We start from the raw sequence: 24,857 nt of genomic DNA, 5'->3' as shown, positions 1-24,857 counted from the left end.
AATTATAACTGGTCCTATTTTTCTTCTAATTGAATTGTATAGCAACCTATCTTATAATATGTATAAGCTAATAGGAGGTTGTCTATGCCGATTAAAATTGAAAAATCATTACCAGCAGTTGATATTTTGAGAGAAGAGAATATTTTCGTTATGGACAGTGATCGTGCGAGTCACCAGGATATTCGTCCGATTAAGATTTTAATTCTCAATCTCATGCCACAGAAAATTGTGACGGAGACTCAGTTGCTCCGTCTTTTAGCTAATACTCCTTTGCAATTAGAAGTAGAATTTCTTCATATGGCTAGTCATGAATCTAAAAATACCCATTCAGATCATTTGAAACAATTTTACAAGACTTTTAATCAAATTCAGGATAACTATTTTGATGGTCTTATCATAACAGGTGCGCCTGTGGAAAATCTATCCTTTGAAGAAGTAGATTATTGGCAAGAACTGATACAGATATTTGACTGGTCAAAAACACATGTTTATTCTACATTGCATATTTGCTGGGGGGCTCAAGCTGGTTTGTATGCTCGCTATGGTGTGTCTAAGCATAGTATGGCTCGCAAGCTATCAGGTGTCTACTGGCAGGAAGTAACGAATCGTACCAGTCCGCTTATGAGAGGATTTGATGACGAGTTTCGCTCGCCTCATTCGCGTTATACCGAAGTAAAAGAGGAAGATATTTCACATTTGGATACCTTGATGATTTTATCACAAGGGTCAGAAGTTGGTTTGTCAATCTTAGCTAGTAAGGATTTGAGGGAAGTCTACAGTTTTGGACATTTTGAGTATGATAGGGATACATTAGCTAAGGAGTACTTACGTGACTGTCTGGCTGGTAAAAATCCGCACATACCAGAAAATTATTTTAAACAGGATGACCCAACAAGCAGACCTTCTCTATCATGGAATTTGCCAGCAGCACAGTTTTTCACTAACTGGATCAACTATGCTGTCTACCAAGAAACTCCATACAACTGGCAGACATTTAAGCAGTCAGCCGTATAGGTTTGTCAACACACTTGTTTAACATACGTTTTGTTTATGGCAAGTGCTGTCAAGATTATAATATCCCAAGCTTTTCTAGACTTTGGGATGCACTATATGAATCTTTAAAGAGGAAGTATGAACTATTCACAGCAATTTCGGCAGGGGTATCTGGTTTTGCCTGCAGCCATCTTATTTCATTACCAAGAGCTTTTTCCATCAGCAGATGACTTTTTGATATGGCAATTTTTCTTTCATCAGAATTCATCATCCATGGAGTCTCTAGCACCAAGTGAAATTGCACAAGCAACTGGTAAGACTGTTGCTCAGGTTAACCAAGCTATTGAAAATCTACAAGAAGCCGGTCTTTTGGAATTTAAAACAATCAGCATTGCAGGTGAAATTGAAATGATATTTAATGCTTTTCCTGCCTTGGAACGACTAGATCATCTCTTGTTACAGAAGCAGCGGCCGGAACTTATACAGCCAGAGAATGATTTAAAGACCTTAGTTGGTGATTTTGAACGTGAACTTGGTCGTTTCTTATCACCTTTTGAGGTTGAGGACTTACAGAAAACTGTTGAGGATGATAAGACTTCTGTGGATTTAGTGCGTGCAGCCTTGAAAGAAGCGGTTTTTAATAACAAGACCAATTGGAAATATATCCAGGCTATTCTACGAAATTGGCGTCGGGAGGGAATTACTACTCCTGCTCAGGTAGAAGCCAAGAATGCAGAAAGAGAGATTCAGACACCTAAGAATGTAGCAGTATCAAGTGATTTTCTTGATGCGATGGATCTTTGGAAAGAGTAAAATGGAAACAAAATTATCAAAAAGATTGGAGACAGTCGCAAGTTTTGTGCCTAAAGGAGCACGTTTAGTAGATGTAGGGAGTGATCATGCTTATCTCCCTCTTTTTTTGGTGGAGCAAGGACAAGTTGATTTTGCGATAGCTGGTGAGGTTGTTCAAGGTCCTTATCGGTCAGCCTTACAAAATGTGGAACAGGCAGGGAAATTGGATAAGATTCAAGTTCGTTTAGCAAATGGTCTGGCGGCTATAGAAGTGGCTGATAATATCACCGCAATTACTATCGCAGGCATGGGTGGTAGGCTCATTGCCGATATTTTGGAAGCTGGAAAAGACAAATTAGCAAACGTTGAGCGCTTGATTCTCCAGCCTAATAATCGTGAGGATGATGTCCGTCGCTGGCTTGAAAAAAATCAGTTCAAATTGATTGCTGAAGAGATTCTGGAAGAAAATGGCAAATTCTACGAAGTCCTCGTTGCAGAATCTGGGCAGATGAAGTTATTGGAAATTGAACATCGATTCGGTCCGTATTTATTAGAACAAAAGTCTTCGATTTTTATCAAAAAGTGGCATAAGGAACAGGAAAAGTTAAAAGTAGCTTTTGAACAAATTCCACTGGAATGCGGTGAAGATCGACTTGTTATTTTTCATAAAATCAAACAGATTGAGGAGGCTCTCTATGTTAGCAAGTAAAGTTATCGAACGCTATCAGGCTTTTTGTCCAACTAGTTTATCCATGGAAGGTGATTCGGGGTTGCAAATCGGTACACTCAGCAAAGAAGTCAAACGCGTCATGGTGGCCTTGGATATTCGAGAAACAACGGTAGCAGAAGCCATTGATAAGCAGATTGATTTGATTATTGTCAAACATGCACCAATTTTCCGACCACTAAAAGATTTGGTGGAAGATAACCCACAGACAAAAATATACCTAGATTTGGTCAAAAACGATATTGCGGTCTATGTCAGCCATACAGATATCGATGTGGTTGAAGGAGGGATGAATGATTGGTTCTGTGAATTGCTAGATATAAAAGATACGACTTACCTGCATGAAACTGCCGAGGGTCAAGGAGTCGGTCGTATTGGGACGATAGCAGAGCAGAGTCTGGAAGAATTGGCCTTGAAAGTTAAGTCCGTCTTTGATTTGGATGCTGTTCGTCTGGTTGCCTATGATCATCAAACGAAACAGCGTGTCAGTCGCATTGCTATTTGTGGAGGTAGCGGAGGCTCTTTTTATCAAGATGCCCTAACTAAAGGAGCAGACGTATACATCACAGGAGATATTTATTACCACACAGGGCAGGATATGCTAACTCAAGGACTTTTGGCAATTGATCCCGGCCATCATATCGAGGTCTTGTTTATCACTAAAATTGCAGGTCTATTAGAAAAATGGAAGGCAGAGGAGAATTGGGAGTTGGAAATTTTAGCCTCAACCATTTCGACTAATCCATTTAGGCATTTATAAACTACTATAGGTAAAGGTACCTTTACAACTGTCGATAAATTTTAGGAAATATTTACCTATCAGTTTATGACTAACATATTTTATTTATTGGGTTTTATGGCAGGATTTGTCCAAGTGATTTTGGATATTGCTGTGGAATAAATTCTGAAAAAGGCTATTTTTATAGTTTTTTTCCTACTGACAATGTCTTTGGAAATATGGTATAATGAACTGATATTAATTTAGGGAAGGTATTCTTACATGAAAGGTATTATTCTGGCAGGTGGATCAGGAACTCGGCTTTATCCACTTACGCGTGCAGCTTCAAAACAGCTGATGCCCATTTATGATAAACCGATGATTTACTATCCGCTATCAACACTTATGTTAGCTGGGATTAAAGAGATTTTGATTATTTCCACACCTCAAGATTTGCCACGTTTTGAGGACATGTTAGGAGATGGATCTGAATTGGGAATCTCGCTTTCTTATGCTGAGCAACCAAGTCCAGATGGGTTGGCCCAAGCGTTCATTATTGGCGAAGAGTTCATTGGTGATGACCCTGTTGCGCTTATCTTGGGAGATAATATCTATCATGGTAATGGTTTGACCAAGATGTTGCAACGGGCAGCAAGTAAGGAAACTGGTGCAACAGTCTTTGGTTATCAAGTGAAAGACCCAGAGCGTTTTGGTGTTGTGGAGTTTGACTCAGATATGAATGCTATATCCATTGAAGAAAAACCGGAGCAGCCAAAGTCAAATTTTGCGGTTACAGGTCTCTATTTCTATGACAATGATGTTGTGGAGATTGCTAAAAATATCAAGCCATCACCTCGTGGAGAACTTGAGATCACAGATGTCAACAAAGCCTACCTTGAGCGTGGAGATTTGTCTGTTGAGCTAATGGGACGTGGATTTGCATGGCTGGATACAGGCACGCATGAGAGCTTACTAGAAGCAGCGCAGTACATTGAGACTGTTCAACGCTTGCAGAATGTTCAAGTTGCCAATTTAGAAGAAATTGCCTATCGTATGGGCTATATCAGCAAGGAACAAGTGCATGAATTGGCACAGCCACTCAAGAAAAATGAATACGGACAGTATCTGCTCCGTTTGATTGGAGAAACTGAATGATAGAAAACTTTTTCGGAAAAACATTAGCAGCACGTGCAGTAGAAACTATCCCCGGCATGTTGGAATTCGATATTCCGGTTCACGGAGATAATCGTGGCTGGTTTAAGGAAAATTTTCAAAAGGAAAAAATGCTTCCACTGGGTTTTCCAGAAAGTTTCTTTGCCGAAGGAAAGTTGCAAAATAATGTCAGTTTTTCACGTAAGAACGTCCTTAGGGGACTTCATGCCGAGCCTTGGGACAAGTATATCTCTGTAGCAGATGGCGGTAAGGTTTTAGGAACTTGGGTTGACCTACGCGAAGGTGACACTTTTGGGAATACCTATCAGACAATCATTGATGCGAGTAAGGGTATTTTTGTACCGCGCGGTGTTGCTAACGGATTTCAAGTACTGTCAGATTTTGTAGCTTATAGCTATCTAGTCAATGATTACTGGGCTTTGGAGCTCAAGCCTAAGTATGCCTTTGTTAACTATGCGGATCCTAGTTTGGACATCACTTGGGAAAATCTGGCAGAGGCAGAAGTTTCTGAGGCCGATAAGAACCACCCCTTGCTCAAGGATGTTAAACCCTTAAAAAAAGAGGATTTGTAATGTTTTCAGTATTTTTGGAAATAGCAGAGCAGCTCAATAAGATTGGCATAACTCCTTTGTTAATGGGCTCTGTTGGATTGGAACTTAGGACCGCTCAAGACTGGCAAGCTAGAGATTTGGATATTCACGTGCCTGGTGATCCAAGGGGCTGGCAAGTCTCTGATGAAGAACGGATTTACCAGTTTGAGGCCATTCATCAGGTTATGGTAACGCTTGGTTATAAGCTTGTTGACCGTCATGAACACGAGTATCAAAAGGATGATTTGTCTATCGAGTTTGGTGTCATAGATACTCTCCCTGATTTTGCAGGTATCCGCTTAGAAGAATTGGAAGAGCAAGTGACAAAAGGAGTTCATTATTATCTACCAACCTTGGAGCAGTACTTGGCTATTTATCAATCCTCTTCAAAAGATTCTTACCGAGCTGATCAAAATAACCATAAAGATTTTGCAAAAATTGACTACCTAAGTCAATCACTAAAGAACTAAGGTGCGCAAAGCGAGCCTGACCAATATATCATTGCTGTCCGAACGACTTGAGATGGCACATAAAAAAATAAATGGAGAAATCATGTCAGAATTCAAACATATTATTGTCACAGGTGGAGCTGGCTTCATCGGTTCAAACTTTGTGCACTACGTTTACAATAACCATCCAGATGTCCATGTGACTGTTCTGGATAAATTGACTTATGCGGGTAACCGTGCCAATTTAGAAGCAATTCTGGGTGACCGTGTAGAGTTGGTTGTCGGTGACATCGCTGATGCTGAGCTGGTGGACAAGTTAGCAGCCAACGCTGATGCGATTGTCCACTATGCAGCTGAAAGTCACAATGATAACTCGCTCAATGATCCATCACCATTCATCCATACCAACTTTATCGGGACTTACACCCTTTTGGAAGCTGCTCGTAAGTATGATATTCGCTTCCATCATGTATCAACGGATGAAGTTTATGGCGATCTTCCTCTACGTGAAGATTTACCAGGGCATGGTGAAGGACCAGGTGAGAAATTCACTGCTGATACCAACTACAACCCAAGTTCGCCTTATTCATCAACAAAAGCAGCTTCTGATTTGATTGTTAAAGCCTGGGTGCGTTCATTTGGTGTTAAGGCCACTATCTCCAACTGTTCAAACAACTACGGACCTTACCAACATATTGAAAAATTCATTCCTCGTCAGATTACCAATATTTTGGCCGGTATCAAACCAAAGCTCTATGGTGAAGGCAAGAATGTTCGTGACTGGATTCACACCAATGATCACTCAACAGGCGTTTGGGCTATCTTGACCAAGGGTCGTATAGGGGAAACTTACCTAATTGGTGCTGATGGTGAGAAGAATAATAAGGAAGTTCTTGAACTAATTTTAGAGAAAATGGGGCAACCTAAAGATGCTTACGATCATGTGACAGACCGTGCAGGTCATGATTTACGTTATGCCATTGATGCTAGCAAACTTCGTGATGAACTTGGGTGGGAGCCACGATTTACCAACTTCTCAGAAGGTTTAGAAGAGACCATCAAGTGGTACACCGATAATAAAGAATGGTGGCAAGGTGAAAAAGCAGCGGTCGAAGCTAATTACGCTAAAACGCAAGAGGTAATCGAATAAACTAAAGGCTAGGGCAAGTGCTCAAGCCTTTCTTAAAACAAAGGAGCAAACATGATTTTAATTACAGGTGCAAATGGTCAGTTAGGGACTGAATTGCGTTACCTTTTGGACGAACGTGGTATCAAATACATTGCCGCAGATGTTGCAGAAATGGATATTACAGATGCGGAAGCAGTTGATACATTTTTTGCAGAAGTAAAGCCAACTGTCGTTTACCATTGCGCAGCTTATACCGCAGTTGATATGGCGGAAGATGAAGGTAAAGAATTGAACTACAAAATAAATGTTATCGGTTCTGAAAATATTGCCAAGGCAGCTGCTAAGTATGATGCAATTCTTGTTTACATCTCCACAGACTATGTCTTCGATGGTAATCTGTCAGTTGGTCAAGAATGGCAGGTCAATGATCAACCAAATCCCCAGTCTGAGTACGGTCGTGCCAAACGCTTAGGCGAAGAGGTAGTTGAGAAATTTGCTGATAAGTTCTACACTGTGCGTACGGCTTGGGTATTTGGTAACTATGGTAAAAACTTTGTCTTTACTATGCAAAATCTTGCTGAGACACGTGACACCTTGACTGTTGTCAACGACCAGCATGGGCGCCCAACTTGGACACGGACCTTGGCGGAATTTATGGTTCATCTAGTGGATACAAAGCAAGAATTTGGTTACTACCATTTGTCAAATGACGCGAATGAAGATACAACCTGGTTTGACTTTGCAGTAGAAATCCTCAAGGATACCAATACTACGGTACTACCGGTGGATTCTAGTCAATTCCCTGCTAAAGCTAAACGCCCATTTAATTCAACTATGAGCCTAGCTAAGGCGAAAGCAACTGGCTTTATCATTCCGACCTGGCAAGAAGCATTAGAGGAATTTTATAAACAAGAGAAAAAATAGGATAACGGATTTTATATGAAAAAGAAAACCTTATTATTTCTTTCTTTGTGTGCGTTGCTATCATCTAGTCAACTTGTTCAAGCAGATACTATAGACGCACCATCAAGTCATGTTTCTTCAACAGCAATGGCTAATACTGGTGGTCAGTTATCTGTGGTTGAAGAAGCAGGACAAATGAAGGCTATCTTATCTCAGATTACAGGAGAAATTATTGGCATAACTGCTCAGTTTAGTTCAGAAACTAGTGTTGGCTATCCCCTTACATTTTCAATTGATGAATACGGAAGATATGTAGCAATTCTGGATCGTACAAACTTTTCTCAAGACGATCGAGATTTTACACTGAAATTAACAGCACAACTCACTGATGGTAGCTCGCAACAATTAACGGATTATAGTTTTAAATGGGAAGTGGAAAAGCATGATGTTGCAAGTACTCTAACATCCTCAGGAGGTAGTCAAGCAGCTTCAACCAATATAAGAGCGAAAGCAGTGTCGGCTGTTGCTAGTCATTCAACAACTTCAGCCACAAGCAGAACAGAAAGTTCATTGAGTGCGTCATCAAATGTTTCACAAACTCAGGTGAGTACTGGTTCAACAATAGCTAGTCAGCCTACTGGTACCATTACCGTTGAGAACCGTAATGATGCTCAAGGCACCTTTGATGTTCGTATTACCAATGTCTCCTCTCAGCAAGGTATCAGTAAGGTCTTGGTTCCAACTTGGACAGAAACCAACGGTCAGGATGATATTATTTACCATACCGCAGATCGCCAACCAGATGGTAGCTACCTGTTGAAAGTTAATAAATCTCAGCACAAAAATGGTACTGGCAAGTACAATGTTCACTTGTATTACCGTGGCTTTGATGGCAGTATGACCTATGTTGCACAGACCACGACTAGCTTGTCAGAGGTTTCTACTACGGGCAATTTGAGTATTGCCAATGTTAACCATCAAACAGGTAGTTTTGATGTTCGTATTACCAATGTCTCCTCTCAGCAGGGTATCAGTAAGGTCTTGGTTCCAACTTGGACAGAGACCAACGGTCAGGATGATATTATTTACCATACCGCAGATCGCCAACCAGATGGTAGTTACCTGCTGAAAGTTAATAAATCTCAGCACAAAAATGGTACTGGCAAGTACAATGTTCACTTGTATTACCGTGGCTTTGATGGCAGTATGACCTATGTTGCACAGACCACGACTAGCTTGTCAGAGGTTTCTACTACGGGCAATTTGAGTATTGCCAATGTTAACCATCAAACAGGTAGTTTTGATGTTCGTATTACCAATGTCTCCTCTCAGCAGGGTATCAGTAAGGTCTTGGTCCCAACTTGGACAGAGACCAACGGTCAGGATGATATTATTTACCATACCGCAGATCGCCAACCAGATGGTAGTTACCTGCTGAAAGTTAATAAATCTCAGCACAAAAATGGTACTGGCAAGTACAATGTTCACTTGTATTACCGTGGCTTTGATGGCAGTATGACCTATGTTGCACAGACCACGACTAGCTTGTCAGAGGTTTCTACTACGGGCAATTTGAGTATTGCCAATGTTAACCATCAAACAGGTAGTTTTGATGTTCGTATTACCAATGTCTCCTCTCAGCAGGGTATCAGTAAGGTCTTGGTCCCAACTTGGACAGAGACCAACGGTCAGGATGATATTATTTACCATACCGCAGATCGCCAACCAGATGGTAGTTACCTGCTGAAAGTTAATAAATCTCAGCACAAAAATGGCACTGGCAAGTACAATGTTCACTTGTATTACCGTGGCTTTGATGGCAGTATGACCTATGTTGCACAGACCACGACTAGCTTGTCAGAGGTTTCTACTACGGGCAATTTGAGTATTGCCAATGTTAACCATCAAACAGGTAGTTTTGATGTTCGTATTACCAATGTCTCCTCTCAGCAGGGTATCAGTAAGGTCTTGGTCCCAACTTGGACAGAGACCAACGGTCAGGATGATATTATTTACCATACCGCAGATCGCCAACCAGATGGTAGCTACCTGTTGAAAGTTAATAAATCTCAGCATAAAAATGGCACTGGCAGGTACAATGTTCACTTGTATTACCGAGGCTTTGATGGCAGTATGACCTATGTGAATGCTACCACGGTTGATTTACCTTCAGCACCACGTTCCTACACAGTCTACCTTGATCCGGGACATGGTGGTAGAGATTCTGGTGCCTCCTACGGTGGAATTCATGAAAAAAATCTCGCTATGTCTGTTGCAAATAAATTGAAAGACAGTCTTGTACAACGTGGTATCAATGTTTTAATGACCCGTACCGGTGATTACGATGTTGACTATCGTACGGAGCGTTCAAGTCGGGTTAATAAAAGCAATGCTGATTTGTTCATTAGCCTTCATTTCAATGCGACAGGAGCAGGGGTGACCGATACGAAAGGGATTGAAACTTACTGGTATAAGTATGATCCTGAGTATCAACCAAAAATTAACAAAGAAAAACACAATGATCCTACCCGATTGGCTGAAAGTGAAATCTTAGCTAATAAGGTTCAAGCAAGCTTGATTAAGGAAACTGGAGCAGTAAACCGTGGGGTGAAAAGGGAGACCTTTGCAGTGCTTCGTGAAACAGCAGTTCCAGCTATTCTAGTAGAACTTGGTTTTATGGATAATCCTTCCGAGTTGCAGGTTATTAAACAAGATTCGTATCATACTCGTCTTGCTAGAGCTTTGACAGAAGGGGTAATGGCTTGGTATGGTGCTGTTGGGGGAAAAGCAATAGGGACTGAATCATTACCTATTTCTGATATGCAAAAAGGTTTTATTGATGTTTTAATACCCGCCATCAAACAAACTTCCAAGGTCCATTCTATTCTTCCAAGTGTCATGTTAGCTCAAGCTATTTTAGAAAGTGCATGGGGAACGTCTCATTTGGCCACTAATGGAAATAATCTCTTCGGTATCAAGGCCGACGAAACATGGACTGGTGATACTATCGAAATTGTAACCAACGAATACCGCAACAGAGAACTTAAACAAGAAAAACAGTTATTTAGAAAATATAATTCATGGAAAGAAAGCATAGCTGACTATGGTAAATTCTTTACCTCTACTCCATGGAGAACAAAGAATTATCAAGGTTATAGAGAAGCGACTGATTATCAGCAAGCTATTGTTGCCTTGCGACAATCGGGATATGCAACTGATCCACGATATGGTGAAAAACTACGTTCTGTTATTGAAAGTTATAAATTGTACCGTTTGGATAATTAACTACATAGACAGTAAAATAACCTCGCTCAGTTTAGGGCGAGGTTATTTGTTACTCATATAAGTCTAAAAGTGGCTGCTTATCAACAGCGCTGTTATATTCTAATTGTAAATATGTTTGATAGAGTGGTAGTGTACCCAGATTTTCAATTTGTTGTCCATTGCTATCTAGATTGCCCCAGCTAGTAATAACAGGTGCCTGATTTTGCATAGCACTTAAAAATTGCTGATATGATGACCGAGGAAGAGGATAATCAGATTCGGACAATATATCCATCAAGTATGGTACAAGGTAATTTGGGCTGATGGTTGTAGCTTCACGCTCTTTGATATGAAAATTTGACCAGATAACAAAAGGAGCAGAATATTTTGCTGATGGGTCATTTTCATCCATAAATTGAGAATAAAATTCCTGACTTAGGCTTGGCTGATGATCTCCATACATAACAATGATTGTCGGTTCTTTGTAAGAACGGAAGAAGGAAATCAAATCAGCGAAGGCTTCATCAGTTTTCTTCATACTAGTCAGAAATTCGGTTTCAGCTAAGTATTCGGATGTCGAACCATTGATACGAACTTCTCTTGGATAAGCACTCTCTGTACTTGGGTAACCTCCGTGACCTTGCATTGTCACTACAAAGCTAAATAGAGGATTGTCTGCCTTTTGAGAATAGAGCTCTTTTATTCCGTTGAATAAAAAGCTGTCAGATGGCCAGCCTCTCTCATTTGTTAGCGGTGCTAAACTACTGATTGCTGGTGTAGAATCCAGAAAATAGGATTTATTGAAACCTAAGAGAGGGTAGACTGCTCTACGATTATAATTGTTGCCAGATTGTGGATGGAGTGCGATCGTATCATAATTTTTATTCCTTAAATAAGTAGCAAAACTTGGCCGTTCCTGGGTGATAATTTGCTGATAAGGAAATAGGTTGGAGGAGAGGAGACTGATAGGATTACTTGTCAGAACCTCGTACTCAGTGTTTGCAGTACCGCCACCATAGACAGAAACATTTAGTGTACCATGAATAGTATTTTCAACTAATGAGTGCTGATTTGCCAAAGGATCTGGCTCCATAGTCAGTCCAGCCAGATTTGAAAAGTCACTTTGCGATTCATTCTGGATAAAGATGATATTTGGTTTTACTGTCTGTTGAGCTGTCTCGGAAGGATATTCACGAAGTACTTCTTGGAGTTTTGAATTTGAGTATCCTTCTGGTTTAGAAATTTTACTATCTTCATAGAAAGAAGCAAGCGAAAGTGGTAGACCGAATTGTCCATAGGTGACATACATTTTCCAATAATCTAAGGGAATATTGGCACTATGAACGACAGTTTGACTCATTGTTGGCAAGATTGTCAGGAGAGCAATGTATCCGGTGATAACTCTAGCAAGACGCTTCATCCATCTGTAGCCATAGTTCGAGTCAAATGCTGCACTGGGGAGAGGAATAGAAATAGATAATTTTGGAAGAAAAGAGAAATATGTGATTAAAATACAGGTAAAAACAAGACTTTGTAGCATCTGATTATTAAAACTCAGCGCAAGGTTTGAAGCAACATTCAAACCATCCTCAATTTGGAGAATATTATAAAACAGTAGTGGTATTCCTCGACTGGTAATCATAATTTGATTACTGATGCCAATTATTGCTGAGCTACTTAGTACCAAGATACTTGCAAATTTCAAATTTGTTATGAGCGCAAAGATACCGTACAACACTCCGATAATGATTAAATTGTTTCTAATACTCTCTATAGACAATGTTGAAAATTGTGAGTAGCTATTTTCTATGATAAAGAGTGATAATATTGGCACTGAAAGGAAACTAGCCATGAGGAATAAGACTCTTAAGCGCTTAACTATACTATTTTTAAGTTGTTTATAGCCCAAAAAGCTAGCAAATATTGATAGGGAGAGTGTAGCAAGGAGTTGATGTATCTCGACTTGGTTAAAAGAGGAGTTAAATAAAACTAAGCTATCTCGATAAAGATAGGGAAAAATAAGTGAAACTAACAAATGTTGAGTAGTGAGTAGAAGAACTAGGATAAGCAATTCATAGCGTTTGATTCTCCAAGTCGCATTATGCAGTGTATAAAATAATAGTCCAATGGATAAAATAGCAATTTGTAAATACCATAACTGATTTTCTTTTGTCAGCATAGATACCTGAGGAGTTTCAATGAAAACCATATTTTTATGACTATTGCCATCTGAGGTATCTACAGTTTTCACTAGTTTATTATCAATATACACCTTGATTGTCTTTGGTTCTTCGCTAACTCGATATTCAAATGCGACAGATTTTATCGAGGTAGGTAACTTGAACTCCATAATATTTTCTTCAGTTTGTGAAATATAGAATGTATCTACTACATTTTGGGAGACAACGTACCAATCATTTTTGACAACGTATTCTTCAACGATATATCTTCCATTTATTTGGATTCCATAAACGTATTGCTGATTTTCATCAGCTACTATACGGACAGTTCCATCATTATCCGCAGATCCGAGTTCATTTTGGATTAGGCTTACATATTTAAAAAAAGAACCACATAGGAACACGACGACAATTAGGTGAATGAGGTATTTGATAGACTTCATAAATGATTAACAATTCTAAGGTTTATTTATTTTCAATATTATACATTATATCATATCAAATTTTTTCCATAACTCAAAATCTACTTGAAGCTTGTTTTGGGGTCTCAAACGAATGAGAAATGAGGAAGAGTTTTGCAGATAAAACATGGATGGAATTAGGAAAAAAATCGAAAAAATGGTATAATAAAAAGAAGTGCAATTTGATGGAGAGGAATCATGAAACACATTTTTATCATCGGTAGTCGTGGATTACCAGCACAATATGGTGGCTTTGAGACCTTTGTCCAACAATTAGTCGGACACCAGATGTCCGAAAGCATTTGCTATCACGTGGCTTGTCTATCGGATACAAGTCACCACCAGCACTCAACTTATTTGGGTGCGGATTGTTTTACAATCAATCCCCCAAAACTTGGTCCTGCACGTGTCATTGCTTATGATATGATGGCCATCACTTATGCATTAAAAATAGTCAAGGAACAGCAGATAGAAAGGCCAATTTTCTATATTTTAGGAAATACCATAGGTGGTTTTATTGCTCCTTTTGCCAGAAAGATTCACTCTGTAGGCGGAACTCTATTTGTCAATCCAGATGGGTTGGAGTGGAGACGAGCTAAGTGGTCCAAACCTGTCCAATCCTACCTAAAATTTTCTGAGAAGATGATGGCAAAATATGCTGATCTTATCATTGCAGATAATGTGGGGATTGAGAATTATATTCAATCTACATACCCAGGTACTAAGACAAGGTTTATTGCGTATGGTACGGATTTAAGTCCGACAAAGTTGACAAAGGGATCTGAGCAGGTTCGCAGTCACTTTGATGAATGGGGCATTAAGGAAAAAGAATTTTATCTCATCATTGGTCGTTTTGTTCCAGAAAATAATTATGCAACAGCTATTAAAGAATTTATGGCAAGTTCTACTAAACGTGATTTGGTCATTGTAGCCAATCATCAGGGCTCTGCTTATTTCCAAAGACTAAAAGAAGAGACTGACTTTGAGACGGATAGCCGTATCAAGTTTATCGGAACAGTTTATGATCAAGACCTGCTCAAGTATCTCCGACAAGAATGTCGCGCTTATATCCATGGTCATGAGGTGGGTGGGACAAATCCCAGTCTTCTGGAAGCTCTGGCTCAGACCAATGAAAATCTAGTTCTCGGTATTGACTTTAACCGAGAAGTTGCCTTAGATGGAGCACGATACTGGAGTAAGGAGCAGGGGAATCTAGCTCAACTTATAAACAATATTGACGGACAATCCGAAGCAGTGGAGTTGGGAGAAATTGCAAAGAGTCACATGCAAGAATCCTATACATGGGAAAAAATTGTCCGAGAGTACGAGGAATTATTTCTACAATGAAAGTAAATATACTCATGTCGACCTACAATGGTCAGCGGTTCTTACCAGAACAGATTCGCTCCATTCAAGAACAAACTTACACAGATTGGGAGCTTTTCATTCGCGATGATGGTTCGAGCGATCGGACTAGAGAGATTATCCAAGATTTTGTTAATCAAGATCGTCGGATTCATTTTATCGAAGAGGAATCAGGAGAAAACATAGGAGTTATCAAAAGCTTCCATCGCCTAGTCAATTACGATGTTGCAGACTATTATTTTTTCAGCGACCAAGACGATATCTGGCTACCAGATAAACTGGAAGTTAGCTTACAAAAAGCTCAGATGTATCCGATGGATAAACCACTCATGGTATACATGGACTTAAAAGTGGTTGATCAACAGTTAGAGGTCATGACCGAGAGTATGATTCGTTCCCAATCTCATCATGCTAATACTGAATTGGTTCAGGAGTTAACAGAAAATACAGTTACCGGTGGCGTTGCCATGATCAACCATCATCTAGCACAAATGTGGCGAGTAACAGAAAATATTCTCATGCATGATTGGTATTTAGCTCTGCTAGCATCCGCATTTGGAACACTGGTTTATATTGATCAGCCAGGCGAACTATATCGGCAGCATTCTGATAATGTTTTGGGTGCGAGAACTCTATCTAAACGATTTAAAAAATGGATCCGTCCTCATATTCTATTTAAAGTCTATTGGGATTTGATAAAAAGCAGTCAAAAGCAAGCTAGTCATTTACTAGGGATGCCTCTTTCTAAGTCGAACAGAGAGTTGATTGCAGCCTTTGTATCCATTATGGATAAGCCTATGCTGGAACGTTATAGAACCTTGCGTAAGTATGGTTTGAAAAAAAATAAAACCTTTCACACATTTATATTCACAACACTGATTGTGACAAAATTTGCTTATAAGGAATAATCATGAACTTATTAAATAAAGAAAACCAGATTCTCCTGAGAGAAATGGTAAAAACTGATTTTAAACTTCGCTACCAAGGCTCCTTAATCGGGCACCTCTGGTCCATTTTGAAGCCATTTATGATGTTCACCATTATGTATTTGGTTTTTGTGAGATTTTTAAAGTTTGACGACGGTACTCCACACTATGCGGTAAGTCTGCTTCTTGGTATGGTGACTTGGAACTTCTTTACAGAAGCCACCAATATGGGGATGCTCTCAATTGTTTCTCGAGGTGACTTGTTGCGCAAAATCAGCTTCCCTAAAGAACTTATTGTTATTTCTTCAATTGTGGGTGCTGCAATCAACTATGGCATTAACATTGCTGTAGTAATGCTTTTTGCGATCATCAATGGAGTACAACTTGATTTTGGTATATTGATGCTGATTCCTGCATTTTTGGAATTGATCGTGTTAGCGACAGGTGTTGCCCTTATCCTTTCTAGCTTATTTGTAAAATATCGTGATATGGGACCAATCTGGGAAGTTGTATTACAAGCCGGGATGTATTCAACACCGATTATTTATTCGATTACCTATATTATCCAACGCGGTCATACGGGAGTGGCGAAGGTGATGATGATGAATCCAATTGCTCAGATTGTACAAGATCTTCGTCATCATATTGTATATGATGGAGCAACTATTTCATGGGATATTTATGAAGCTAAATGGATGGTTGCCATTCCTTACGTATTATCAATTCTAATTTTTGTTGTTGGATATACCATCTTTAAAAAGAATTCTAAAAAATTTGCGGAGATTCTATAATGTCGAAAAAGGAAATTGCATTAAAGGTTGATTCTGTCAGCAAAAATTTTAAGTTACCAACCGAATCAACCCATAGTTTAAGGACAACGCTGGTAAATTATTTTCGGGGGATAAAAGGTTATAAAGAGCAACATGTCTTGAAAGATATATCTTTTGAAGTTGAAAAAGGTGACTTTTTTGGCATTGTTGGTCGGAATGGTTCTGGGAAGTCAACGCTTTTAAAAATCATTTCTCAAATATATGTTCCTGAAAAAGGAAAAGTGACAGTCAATGGCACCCTCATTCCCTTCATCGAGCTCGGAGTCGGTTTCAATCCAGAATTAACAGGTAGAGAAAATGTCTACTTGAATGGTGCACTCCTAGGGTTCACTAGGTCTGAAATTGATGATATGTACGGCGATATTGTTGAATTTGCTGAACTCGAAGAGTTTATGGATCAAAAATTGAAGAACTATTCAAGCGGTATGCAGGTTCGTCTGGCCTTTTCGATTGCAATTAAGGCAGAAGGTGATATTTTAGTACTGGATGAAGTACTGGCTGTCGGAGATGAGGCATTTCAGAGAAAGTGTTTTGAGTACTTTGCGAATTTGAAAAAGCAAAAGAAAACTGTTATTTTAGTAACTCATGATATGGCTTCTGTACAACGATTTTGTACAAAGGCGATGATGATTGATGCAGGTGAAATATCCATTATCGGAGATCCCAATATGGTTGCTGGAAAATACACCTTGCGAAATGTCGAGCACCGAACAGAAATCAAAAAAACAGATGATAAAAGAGAGAGACGTAAAAATGACATAGAAATAGTGTCAATACGGACCAAAAATTCAAAAGAAGAAACCAATAATTTTTATTTAAAAGATGATATTTGGGTTGAGGTGAGTTACAAAGTAAATAAACCTGTAAAATTTACAATTGGAACCTCATTTCGCGATTACGGGGATAATTTGATTGCTGGTATCGGCAGCATAGCAGATATGGAACTTCTTGATAAAGAAAAAGGTGAATATGTAGCCGAATGTAAGATTCCTGCTTCACAATTTGTGAAGGGGGAATACTCGGTTAATGTTTCATTTTGGAGTGAGACACGTGAGCTCCTTGGCTATGAAGATATTACGATGGAAGGAAAACCACCCAAAATCAATATCCTTGAGTCAAACCCTGCCCGTAGCGGGCAGTTTAATGCACAGGGAGTATGGAGTGAAAAATAGGAGATTTTATGGAATATAAATTCGCACTGATGAAGTACTCAACTGAAAATATCGGTGATGAGGTTCAGAGTATTGCTGCCAGACGCTTTTTACCACATATTGATGAATATGTTGATCGTGATAAGCTGGCAGAATGGGAACCTAAAGAGCCTACAAAGATTATTATGAATGGCTGGTACAATCGAGAACCCAAGGGATGGCCTCCTCAGAATACCGAAAAGTTGAAACCACTTATCACTTCCGTACATGTAAGTACCAAAGATGATGAGGTGAGAAAGGCTTTTGAATCGGAGGAAAGTCTAAAGTTCCTTTTGAAGAATGGTCCAGTTGGTGCACGCGATAAGCAAACATTGGACTTTTTTGAACAAAATGGACTAGATGCCTACTTTTCAGGATGTCTCACATTGACATTGCAGCGTGATCCAGAAATTGAAAAAAAGGGCTTTATTTTAGCAGTGGATGTTCCGAAAAATGTTGTTGAAAAAATGCGTGAAACAACTAATCGTGAAATTATCGAATTGACTGTCTATCATTTCCCGTTTTTGGAAAATGAGGAACGATTTGCGGTCGCTGAGTATATGCTTGCTTTGTACCAGTCAGCACACGCAGTTGTAACGACACGATTGCACTGTTTCTTGCCTTCATTGGCTTTTGAAACTCCTGTTCTTTTGATTAAGGATTCAGAAAAGTATGAACCTGCGCGATATGGTGGCTTGGATGTCTTACCACATAGCTTGACAGATGAGGAGTATATTGAAAATCCTAAGCGCTTTCCACTCGATGAGCCATTAAAAAATCCAGAAAGATATAAAGAAATTCGGGAATTGATGATAGAACGTGCCCGCAGTTTTACAGGGTATTCGAATGATAAAACTTTCCGAACGCTACCTCTAGAAAAACTTCCAATGGATATCTCAGCGATTCGTATTTTTGCCTATACCTGGTCATCTACCTTTAAGAAGGCTTTGCTTGAAGGAGATGTTGCCTGGGATGCAGAGCGGATAGCAGATTTTGAAAGAATTGTGGGAGAAAAGACGGATAGAATATCAACATTACTTTTTGAACAGGAGAGCTTACATGGTGATATTCAGCGCTTGAACGATGATATTGATCGTTTAAATGATGAAATTCAAAAAATACAAGCCTCGTTTTCATGGAAAATAACTGAGCCAATACGAAAATTATCAAGTCTATTGAAACGATTCAAATAAATAAGGTAAGAAGGAAATTATAATGTTAGATAAGATAATCAGAAGCTATAGACAAGAGGGATGGCGCGCTACAGCGAGGAAAGTGAAACAGAAATTAACTGGAGCCAGTCCTCTTGCGACACAAACGATTCCTGCCAAAATAGATATGAACAAGCTTCCGCAAATGCCCGGAATACGAGAGATTGCTGGTGCTGACTATATCAACAATCCTTACATTAAGCCTGCAAAGCTGGCAAAGGATAAACTGAATATTGCCTGGGTGTCACCTCCAGTTGGACCTGGCGGTGGAGGTCATACAACGATTTCGCGTTTCGTGAAATATTTGCAAAGTAAAGGACATCATATTACATTCTATATCCACCATAATAATACTATTCCCCAATCTGCTAAAGAAGCACAGGAAATCTTTTCACGCTCATACGGTATAGAAGTAGATGTAGAAGAGCTACAAGATTTTAAAAATCAGGATGTAGTATTTGCAACTAGCTGGGAAACAGCATATGCTGTTTTTAATCTTAAAGGTGAACAGTTACATAAGTTTTATTTTGTTCAGGATTTTGAGCCAATTTTCTTTGGTGTTGGTTCTCGTTACATGCTAGCAGAAGCTACATATAAATTTGGTTTTTACGGTATTACTGCTGGAAAATGGCTTGTAGAAAAAGTTGGTCAGTATGGGATGCAGGCTGATTATTTTGACTTTGGTGCTGATATTGATATCTATAAACCTCAAAAAACTGTTGTCAAGAAAAAGAAAATTTGTTTCTATGCTCGCGCTCATACAGAACGTCGAGGTTTTGAAATTGGTGTCATGGCTTTGAACATTTTTAAAGAACGTCATCCTGAATATGAAATCGAGTTTTTCGGTCAAGATATGTCAAATTATGATATTCCTTTTGAATTTACAGATCGTGGCATTTTGAATAAAGAACAGTTGGCAGAGCTTTACCACGAAAGTGTGGCTTGCCTTGTACTTTCTCTGACGAACGTTTCATTATTACCTTTGGAACTCCTAGTTGCTGGTTGTGTACCAGTCATGAATGATGGAGATAATAATCGCATGGTACTTGGTGAAATTGAAGACATTCTCTATACAGAGGCGTATCCTGTTTCATTGGCAGATAAATTGTGTCAAGCTGTTGAACGTCAGGATATTACAGAGCATGCTCAGGCGATGAGTGAAAAATATACAGGACTTTCGTGGGAAGAAAGTTATAAAAAAGTGGAGACGATTATTTGTCGTGAGGTTTTGAATGACTAATCAAATAAAAGCTACGGTATTTATTCCCGTTTACAATGGGGAACATGACCACTTAGAAGAAACTTTGTCTGCTTTGTATCGACAAGTAACGGATTTCAGTTGGGATGTATTGATTACGGATTCGGGTTCCACTGATGATTCAGTCAATATTATCAATCGTTTTGCCCAAAAGCACAATAATTTGAAACTCCTCCATCTGAAAAAAGAAGAGTATTCTCATGGTGGAACTCGTCAAATGGCAGCAGAACTAAGTCAAGGCGAGATAATGGTTTACCTTAGTCAGGATGCTGTACCACATAATGAGCAGTGGTTGGTTGAAATGGTTCGGCCGTTTGCTATCCATCCAGATATTGTAGCTGTACTCGGAAATCAAAAGCCGCGTCACTATTGTTTTCCTGCAATGAAATACGATATTTTAGCAGTTTTCAATGAACAAGGAGTTGCGGATGCATTAACTTTCTGGCAGAGATTGGATACCAGTCAGAAGGGGCAATACACTAAAGAGTCTTTTTATAGCGATGTATGTTCTGCCGCCCCTCGTAAATTTCTCATCGAAAAAATAGGTTACCGCAATGTTGCTTACTCAGAGGACTATGAGTATGGTAAGGATATACTGGATGCGGGCTATATCAAGGTTTATAATTCAAAAGCAATTGTTGAACATTCAAATGATGTACGTCTTTCAGAGTACCGGCATCGTATCTTTGATGAGGCTTATAATGTCCGCTTGAATAGTGGTATAACCAATAAGGTATCGATTTTTTCGGTGGTGAAACAAGTACTAAGGTCAAGTTTTGAGGATAGTATGAAAATTATTTCAGATAATGATTATACTTGGAAACGAAAATTGTATTGGCTAGCGATTAACCCTCTTTTTCATATTGAAAAGTGGCGTGGTATCCGTCAGGCTAATCTTGTTGAACTCAATCAAGATATTTCACGCTATTCACTAGAAAAAAAGAAAGGTTCATGACAGTATGCTGACAAACAGTCTATGGATTACAAAGCTACGCAATATTCTTGTTGGTATTTTTTTGATTTTATTTGCTCAATTGACTCTACCGATTTTTTTTGAGTGGAAGTTCAATCAAAATTTTTGGTACATTGTGATTGCTGTTGTATTTTACTTTGTAATAGTTGATATGGAGGAACCTAGGAAATTAGCTAGGAACGCTTTTTTCCTTATTTTATCATTCGGTACTGTTATTGCTTTGATTAGACCTGTTCAATATGCTTTGGATGAAGAATCACACTTAGCAAATGCTATAGGAATTTCAGATAGTTTTTTATTTAAATACTCTGATGAACAGCTAAAAGATTACGATTCTGTCTTTTTACATGACAGTATTCGGAATCCCCAAAATTTTAAAGGCGATGATTATTGGTATAATGTAGAACATCAGAAAAGTAAAATTGCAGGGACACCAACATCTTTTGATAACCCCTCCTTTATACCAGGAGCAATAGGATGGAATATTGGTCGCTTAGTTTCGAATAAAGTCTATATTTCGTATTATATTGGTCGAATTTTTCATGTGCTAGCTTATGCTTTACTGGTGTTTTTGGCCATTAGAATAAGTCGAGTTTATCAAAATATGATTTATTTGATGGGGACCTTACCTTCTGCTTTATATGTTGTTTCAGGTTATCATTATGATTATTTATATTACGGTGCTAGTCTTCTTATGATTGCTATGCTGACGAATGTTTTGGCTGAAAAAGAAAAAATTACGCTAAAATATTCTTGTCTATTTCAAGGTCTGGCAATGTTGCTTGTATTTTCTAAGTTTCCATTTGTATTGATGGGAAGTTTGCTTGCAGTGTTACCTAATAAGTACTTTGTATCAAAGAAAGTAAAGCTATTTGCAATTTTTTCTTTTATACCAGTCCTATTTTTAGGGTTAGTTTATACTGGAATTTTAAATATTTTTAATTTCTCCACTTCAGTAACTGGTAAAAGTCCGGGCTTGGCCTATTTCCTTCTACATCCGTTACCAATTATTCGGACGATGGTAAATGCACCGACTGCTATTTTGAATAATTTTGTCTCGCGTCCCCTACAATATGTTAGTCACGAACCAATGTTTCTGGCTGTGATTTCTATGCTTATTTTTATCTGTTTATATATATGGAATTCCATTGAGTTTCAGATACGGGTGCCTAAAAAACTCCGATTGTATTTAGTATTTCTTTTCATAGGTATATCATTTTTAATGGTTTATGCTATAACTGGAGATCCACGTGTTTACAAACCCGGTGATGTTTTAGTTGGCGGTATTCAAGGTCGATATTATTATCTGATGGTTTGTTTTTTACCTTTACTTTTACCTGTGATTTTGCCAAAGGTGTATCAATCGTGAACTTGTAGATACTGATAATTTTAGTAAAATACAACAATTATTGATATCATTTTGACTATTTTGACAGTAAGTATTGATTTTATATACAGATTTAACTAGGAGAAATATTATTTTATGGAAAACCTATGGTTTCGGTCGTTATCCCCGTATATAATGCAGAAAAACGATTGAAAATGTTTGAGTTCCCAGGAACAAACAGTTAAAAACTTTGAAATTATTGCTATCAATATGACATCAGTGACATTGCTTGTCTATATTGAATAATTGGGCTAAAAAGTATTCAAATATACGGGTAGTTGATCAAGAAAATTGTGGCGTTGCTAAAACACGAAATTTAGGAATAACCCTTGCTGAGTCCGAATATGTCATGTTTGTAGATAATGATGATTACTTTAGAGAAGATTATATAGAAATTTTTTTTGAAGAGATAACAAGAAATAATCTGGACATTGTTATAGGAGGCTATCAAAGAGTCAATTCGAGTGGAAAAATTTTGCATACAGAAGTATTGAGCAATACGGAGTGGTCAAAATATATTATTGTAGCTCCATGGGCAAGAATCTACAGGAAAAGTTTTTTGTTAAGCAATGCCATTACATTTTTCAATTATGGTCTTGGAGAAGATGTTGTTTTTAGTATTGTGGCATACTCAAAAACAAATAAGATAAAGGTAATCCCATATGTTGGCTACTTCTGGTATTATAATGAGGCTAGTGTCTCTAATACTCATCAACGCGGGTTGTCTGAGGATTTGGATTTGAGAGTTGTCATGAGGGAAATTAAATCTAAAAGCGGAGACTTTGATAAGGGACGGATAGAGTACTATCTTTATAGATACTTGGTATGGTACATGCTGTTTTCTGGAAGTAAGGCAAAACCTGAGGAATTTATGCGTCAGTTTAAAAATGGTAAGAACTATTTGGATAGTGAGATGGCGTATAAAAGCATGTTCTTTTCTAAAGTTATCCAAGGTGAGAGTTTTAAAAATAGATTTATTGTCTCTCTGTTTTATTTACTAGACAAAATTAAACTTCTTCCTATCTTTTCAAAATTGTATTGTAAAGGTGAATAAATGATGCAAAGCAGAAATATTGGAAAAGTAGGGATAATTTGGAATACTATTGGAACAGTCTTTGCGACCTTGGTATCTGTTGTCTTGTTGATGGTTGCGAGTAGACTGACTTCTCCGGCTGTTGCTGATACTTTTAGTTTTTCTTTTACTGTGGCGCAACAATTGTATGTTGTAGGATTATTTGGTGTAGGCAGTATCAATCAACGATACTTGAAAGAATAATTTTCAGAGTACTTTATTTCTAGATTACTTACTATCGTCTGCTGATGATATGTCTATGCTTTACTTAAATTTTAATAAAGTTTCAAGTGATTATACTTACCAATAGTTTTTTTAACATTTCATAGAAGTTTTGATGCGCTTTCGGATGTTTTCAGGATTTTTCAACAACATAATCGATCAGATTTAGCAGGAAAAGTATTATTCGGTCATAGTTTAAGTACCATACTATTTTTTAGCATTTCTCTTGTGTTGTTCAAATCTCTAAATATTTCTGTTTCTGCAATGCTTCTGGTAAATTTTTTGTTATTTATCATTCAAGATATACACTATTTGAAGAAATATTTTTCAGAAGATACTCTTTTTACTTCAATACGGAATATTAAATCAGTAATGGACATATTGTTCAATTGTTTTCCAATTTTTATAAATGCGTTTTTAGTAAATTATATCTATTCTGAACCTAAATTTGTCATTTCTTCAGTTTTACAGAATAATGGCAATTTTGCAGGTTTGCAGAGGGACTTTAATATTATTTTTATGCCATCTTTTGTATTGAGTTTGTTGGTATATATTCTACGTCCTATGCTCACTGAACTATCTGTCTTTTGGCACAAGAGAGAAATAGTATCCTATCAAAAACAAGTCAAGAAATTGTTCTTATTGTTGACCCTATTTCATTTAGTGGTACTCTTGGGAGGCTACATTTTGGGTCTTCCTGTGTTAAGCATTGTATTTGGTGTTGAACTAGGACAGTATAAGTTGCCATTTATGATCTTGCTCATTGGAGGTGGCTTGAATGTATACTCAGTATTGGTAGATAATTTGCTGACGATTCATAGAAAACAGTCCTATTTACTAGTAGTGACAATTTTAACTTTTATTATTTCAAAAGTAATTACTACTCCCTTTATTGAGCATTACTCTATTCTAGGAGCTTCAATTAGTTTTGCTCTAGCTATGCTGGTATATTTTTTACTAAGTATCGGCATTTATGTATTTATTAAGAAATCGCTAAAAAATGAATTGTAATATTATTTGATTGTTGATAAAATTAACATTTGA

21 protein-coding genes and 1 pseudogene are annotated in these 24,857 nt (G+C 38.1%); 21 read left to right on the top strand and 1 reads right to left on the bottom strand.

Annotated features, from left to right (window positions below):
• Positions 1-84: 84 nt before the first annotated feature.
• The 10 genes from metA (at position 85) to SR187_RS06170 (ending at position 10,759) form a co-directional block, all read left to right on the top strand.
• The gene (gene metA, locus SR187_RS06215; RefSeq protein WP_024531959.1) at positions 85-1,014 is read left to right on the top strand and encodes a homoserine O-acetyltransferase MetA; all 930 of its coding nucleotides are present in this window, start codon (positions 85-87) and stop codon (positions 1,012-1,014) included.
• Between the two features lie 117 nt (positions 1,015-1,131).
• Positions 1,132-1,806: a DnaD domain-containing protein gene (locus tag SR187_RS06210; RefSeq protein WP_024531960.1), complete on the top strand. Its 675-nt coding sequence runs from the start codon at positions 1,132-1,134 to the stop codon at positions 1,804-1,806.
• A gap of 1 nt (position 1,807) precedes the next feature.
• Entirely contained in the window at positions 1,808-2,494 is a 687-nt protein-coding gene (locus SR187_RS06205) for a tRNA (adenine(22)-N(1))-methyltransferase (protein WP_120171866.1), read from the top strand.
• Positions 2,481-3,272, top strand: coding sequence for a Nif3-like dinuclear metal center hexameric protein (locus SR187_RS06200; protein WP_120171865.1), 792 nt, complete (start codon positions 2,481-2,483; stop codon positions 3,270-3,272). The genes SR187_RS06205 and SR187_RS06200 overlap by 14 nt, the downstream gene beginning before the upstream one ends.
• A 240-nt stretch (positions 3,273-3,512) precedes the next feature.
• Positions 3,513-4,385, top strand: a complete 873-nt coding sequence (gene rfbA / locus SR187_RS06195) for a glucose-1-phosphate thymidylyltransferase RfbA (protein ID WP_024531963.1) — start codon at positions 3,513-3,515, stop codon at positions 4,383-4,385.
• Positions 4,382-4,975, top strand: coding sequence for a dTDP-4-dehydrorhamnose 3,5-epimerase family protein (locus SR187_RS06190; RefSeq protein WP_120171864.1), 594 nt, complete (start codon positions 4,382-4,384; stop codon positions 4,973-4,975). Before rfbA ends, SR187_RS06190 begins: the two co-directional genes overlap by 4 nt.
• Positions 4,975-5,463 (top strand): phosphoribosylanthranilate isomerase, encoded by a 489-nt coding sequence (locus tag SR187_RS06185; protein ID WP_024531965.1) that lies wholly within the window; start codon positions 4,975-4,977, stop codon positions 5,461-5,463. Before SR187_RS06190 ends, SR187_RS06185 begins: the two co-directional genes overlap by 1 nt.
• A gap of 82 nt (positions 5,464-5,545) precedes the next feature.
• Positions 5,546-6,592: a dTDP-glucose 4,6-dehydratase gene (rfbB, locus tag SR187_RS06180; RefSeq protein ID WP_120171863.1), complete on the top strand. Its 1,047-nt coding sequence runs from the start codon at positions 5,546-5,548 to the stop codon at positions 6,590-6,592.
• 51 nt (positions 6,593-6,643) lie between these two features.
• Positions 6,644-7,495, top strand: a complete 852-nt coding sequence (rfbD, locus tag SR187_RS06175) for a dTDP-4-dehydrorhamnose reductase (protein ID WP_120171862.1) — start codon at positions 6,644-6,646, stop codon at positions 7,493-7,495.
• Between the two features lie 15 nt (positions 7,496-7,510).
• Complete coding sequence (locus tag SR187_RS06170) at positions 7,511-10,759, top strand: GBS Bsp-like repeat-containing protein (protein ID WP_120171861.1); 3,249 nt, start codon at positions 7,511-7,513, stop codon at positions 10,757-10,759.
• Positions 10,760-10,808: 49 nt separating this feature from the next.
• Here the strand turns inward: SR187_RS06170 and SR187_RS06165 are convergent, their stop codons facing one another.
• Complete coding sequence (locus SR187_RS06165; protein WP_120171860.1) at positions 10,809-13,361, bottom strand: LTA synthase family protein; 2,553 nt, start codon at positions 13,359-13,361, stop codon at positions 10,809-10,811.
• A 216-nt stretch (positions 13,362-13,577) separates the two neighbouring features.
• Here SR187_RS06165 and cps2T point away from each other — a divergent pair, with 216 nt between their 5' ends.
• The 11 genes and pseudogenes from cps2T (at position 13,578) to SR187_RS09850 (ending at position 24,824) form a co-directional block, all read left to right on the top strand.
• Positions 13,578-14,726: a beta 1-4 rhamnosyltransferase Cps2T gene (cps2T, locus tag SR187_RS06160; protein ID WP_120171859.1), complete on the top strand. Its 1,149-nt coding sequence runs from the start codon at positions 13,578-13,580 to the stop codon at positions 14,724-14,726.
• Entirely contained in the window at positions 14,723-15,652 is a 930-nt protein-coding gene (locus SR187_RS06155) for a glycosyltransferase family 2 protein (protein WP_120171858.1), read from the top strand. The genes cps2T and SR187_RS06155 overlap by 4 nt, the downstream gene beginning before the upstream one ends.
• Positions 15,653-15,654: 2 nt before the next feature.
• A complete protein-coding gene (locus SR187_RS06150) occupies positions 15,655-16,461 on the top strand; it encodes an ABC transporter permease (RefSeq protein WP_024531739.1) in 807 nt (268 codons plus the stop codon).
• A pseudogene (locus SR187_RS09900) lies at positions 16,461-17,199 on the top strand (ABC transporter ATP-binding protein); the annotation flags it as partial. The gene SR187_RS06150 and the pseudogene SR187_RS09900, both read left to right, overlap by 1 nt.
• A 481-nt stretch (positions 17,200-17,680) precedes the next feature.
• The gene (locus tag SR187_RS06140) at positions 17,681-18,883 is read left to right on the top strand and encodes a polysaccharide pyruvyl transferase family protein (protein WP_120171856.1); all 1,203 of its coding nucleotides are present in this window, start codon (positions 17,681-17,683) and stop codon (positions 18,881-18,883) included.
• A gap of 22 nt (positions 18,884-18,905) precedes the next feature.
• Positions 18,906-20,141: a rhamnosyltransferase WsaF family glycosyltransferase gene (locus SR187_RS06135; protein WP_024531742.1), complete on the top strand. Its 1,236-nt coding sequence runs from the start codon at positions 18,906-18,908 to the stop codon at positions 20,139-20,141.
• A complete protein-coding gene (locus SR187_RS06130) occupies positions 20,134-21,114 on the top strand; it encodes a glycosyltransferase family A protein (protein WP_024531743.1) in 981 nt (326 codons plus the stop codon). The genes SR187_RS06135 and SR187_RS06130 overlap by 8 nt, the downstream gene beginning before the upstream one ends.
• 4 nt (positions 21,115-21,118) lie before the next feature.
• The gene (locus SR187_RS06125; RefSeq protein ID WP_120171855.1) at positions 21,119-22,501 is read left to right on the top strand and encodes a DUF2142 domain-containing protein; all 1,383 of its coding nucleotides are present in this window, start codon (positions 21,119-21,121) and stop codon (positions 22,499-22,501) included.
• Between the two features lie 247 nt (positions 22,502-22,748).
• The gene (locus SR187_RS06120) at positions 22,749-23,573 is read left to right on the top strand and encodes a glycosyltransferase (RefSeq protein ID WP_120171854.1); all 825 of its coding nucleotides are present in this window, start codon (positions 22,749-22,751) and stop codon (positions 23,571-23,573) included.
• Positions 23,574-23,795 carry a hypothetical protein gene (locus SR187_RS06115; RefSeq protein ID WP_120171853.1) on the top strand — a complete coding sequence of 74 codons (222 nt, stop codon included), beginning with the start codon at positions 23,574-23,576 and terminating at the stop codon, positions 23,793-23,795.
• Positions 23,796-24,500: 705 nt separating this feature from the next.
• The gene (locus SR187_RS09850) at positions 24,501-24,824 is read left to right on the top strand and encodes a polysaccharide biosynthesis protein (protein WP_145981834.1); all 324 of its coding nucleotides are present in this window, start codon (positions 24,501-24,503) and stop codon (positions 24,822-24,824) included.
• Positions 24,825-24,857: the final 33 nt, after the last annotated feature.

Origin of the sequence: Streptococcus ruminantium (assembly GCF_003609975.1) — a bacterium.
GTDB lineage: Bacteria > Bacillota > Bacilli > Lactobacillales > Streptococcaceae > Streptococcus > Streptococcus ruminantium.
Note: the sequence above shows the minus strand (reverse complement) of the source record. Positions and strands in the feature narration are given on the sequence as shown.

Coding starts and splice junctions, on each gene's coding strand:
- metA (WP_024531959.1), top strand. CDS start 85: ATGCCGATTAAAATTGAAAAATCATTACCAGCAGTTGATATTTTGAGA.
- SR187_RS06210 (WP_024531960.1), top strand. CDS start 1,132: ATGAACTATTCACAGCAATTTCGGCAGGGGTATCTGGTTTTGCCTGCA.
- SR187_RS06205 (WP_120171866.1), top strand. CDS start 1,808: ATGGAAACAAAATTATCAAAAAGATTGGAGACAGTCGCAAGTTTTGTG.
- SR187_RS06200 (WP_120171865.1), top strand. CDS start 2,481: ATGTTAGCAAGTAAAGTTATCGAACGCTATCAGGCTTTTTGTCCAACT.
- rfbA (WP_024531963.1), top strand. CDS start 3,513: ATGAAAGGTATTATTCTGGCAGGTGGATCAGGAACTCGGCTTTATCCA.
- SR187_RS06190 (WP_120171864.1), top strand. CDS start 4,382: ATGATAGAAAACTTTTTCGGAAAAACATTAGCAGCACGTGCAGTAGAA.
- SR187_RS06185 (WP_024531965.1), top strand. CDS start 4,975: ATGTTTTCAGTATTTTTGGAAATAGCAGAGCAGCTCAATAAGATTGGC.
- rfbB (WP_120171863.1), top strand. CDS start 5,546: ATGTCAGAATTCAAACATATTATTGTCACAGGTGGAGCTGGCTTCATC.
- rfbD (WP_120171862.1), top strand. CDS start 6,644: ATGATTTTAATTACAGGTGCAAATGGTCAGTTAGGGACTGAATTGCGT.
- SR187_RS06170 (WP_120171861.1), top strand. CDS start 7,511: ATGAAAAAGAAAACCTTATTATTTCTTTCTTTGTGTGCGTTGCTATCA.
- SR187_RS06165 (WP_120171860.1), bottom strand. CDS start 13,361: ATGAAGTCTATCAAATACCTCATTCACCTAATTGTCGTCGTGTTCCTA.
- cps2T (WP_120171859.1), top strand. CDS start 13,578: ATGAAACACATTTTTATCATCGGTAGTCGTGGATTACCAGCACAATAT.
- SR187_RS06155 (WP_120171858.1), top strand. CDS start 14,723: ATGAAAGTAAATATACTCATGTCGACCTACAATGGTCAGCGGTTCTTA.
- SR187_RS06150 (WP_024531739.1), top strand. CDS start 15,655: ATGAACTTATTAAATAAAGAAAACCAGATTCTCCTGAGAGAAATGGTA.
- SR187_RS06140 (WP_120171856.1), top strand. CDS start 17,681: ATGGAATATAAATTCGCACTGATGAAGTACTCAACTGAAAATATCGGT.
- SR187_RS06135 (WP_024531742.1), top strand. CDS start 18,906: ATGTTAGATAAGATAATCAGAAGCTATAGACAAGAGGGATGGCGCGCT.
- SR187_RS06130 (WP_024531743.1), top strand. CDS start 20,134: ATGACTAATCAAATAAAAGCTACGGTATTTATTCCCGTTTACAATGGG.
- SR187_RS06125 (WP_120171855.1), top strand. CDS start 21,119: ATGCTGACAAACAGTCTATGGATTACAAAGCTACGCAATATTCTTGTT.
- SR187_RS06115 (WP_120171853.1), top strand. CDS start 23,574: ATGATGCAAAGCAGAAATATTGGAAAAGTAGGGATAATTTGGAATACT.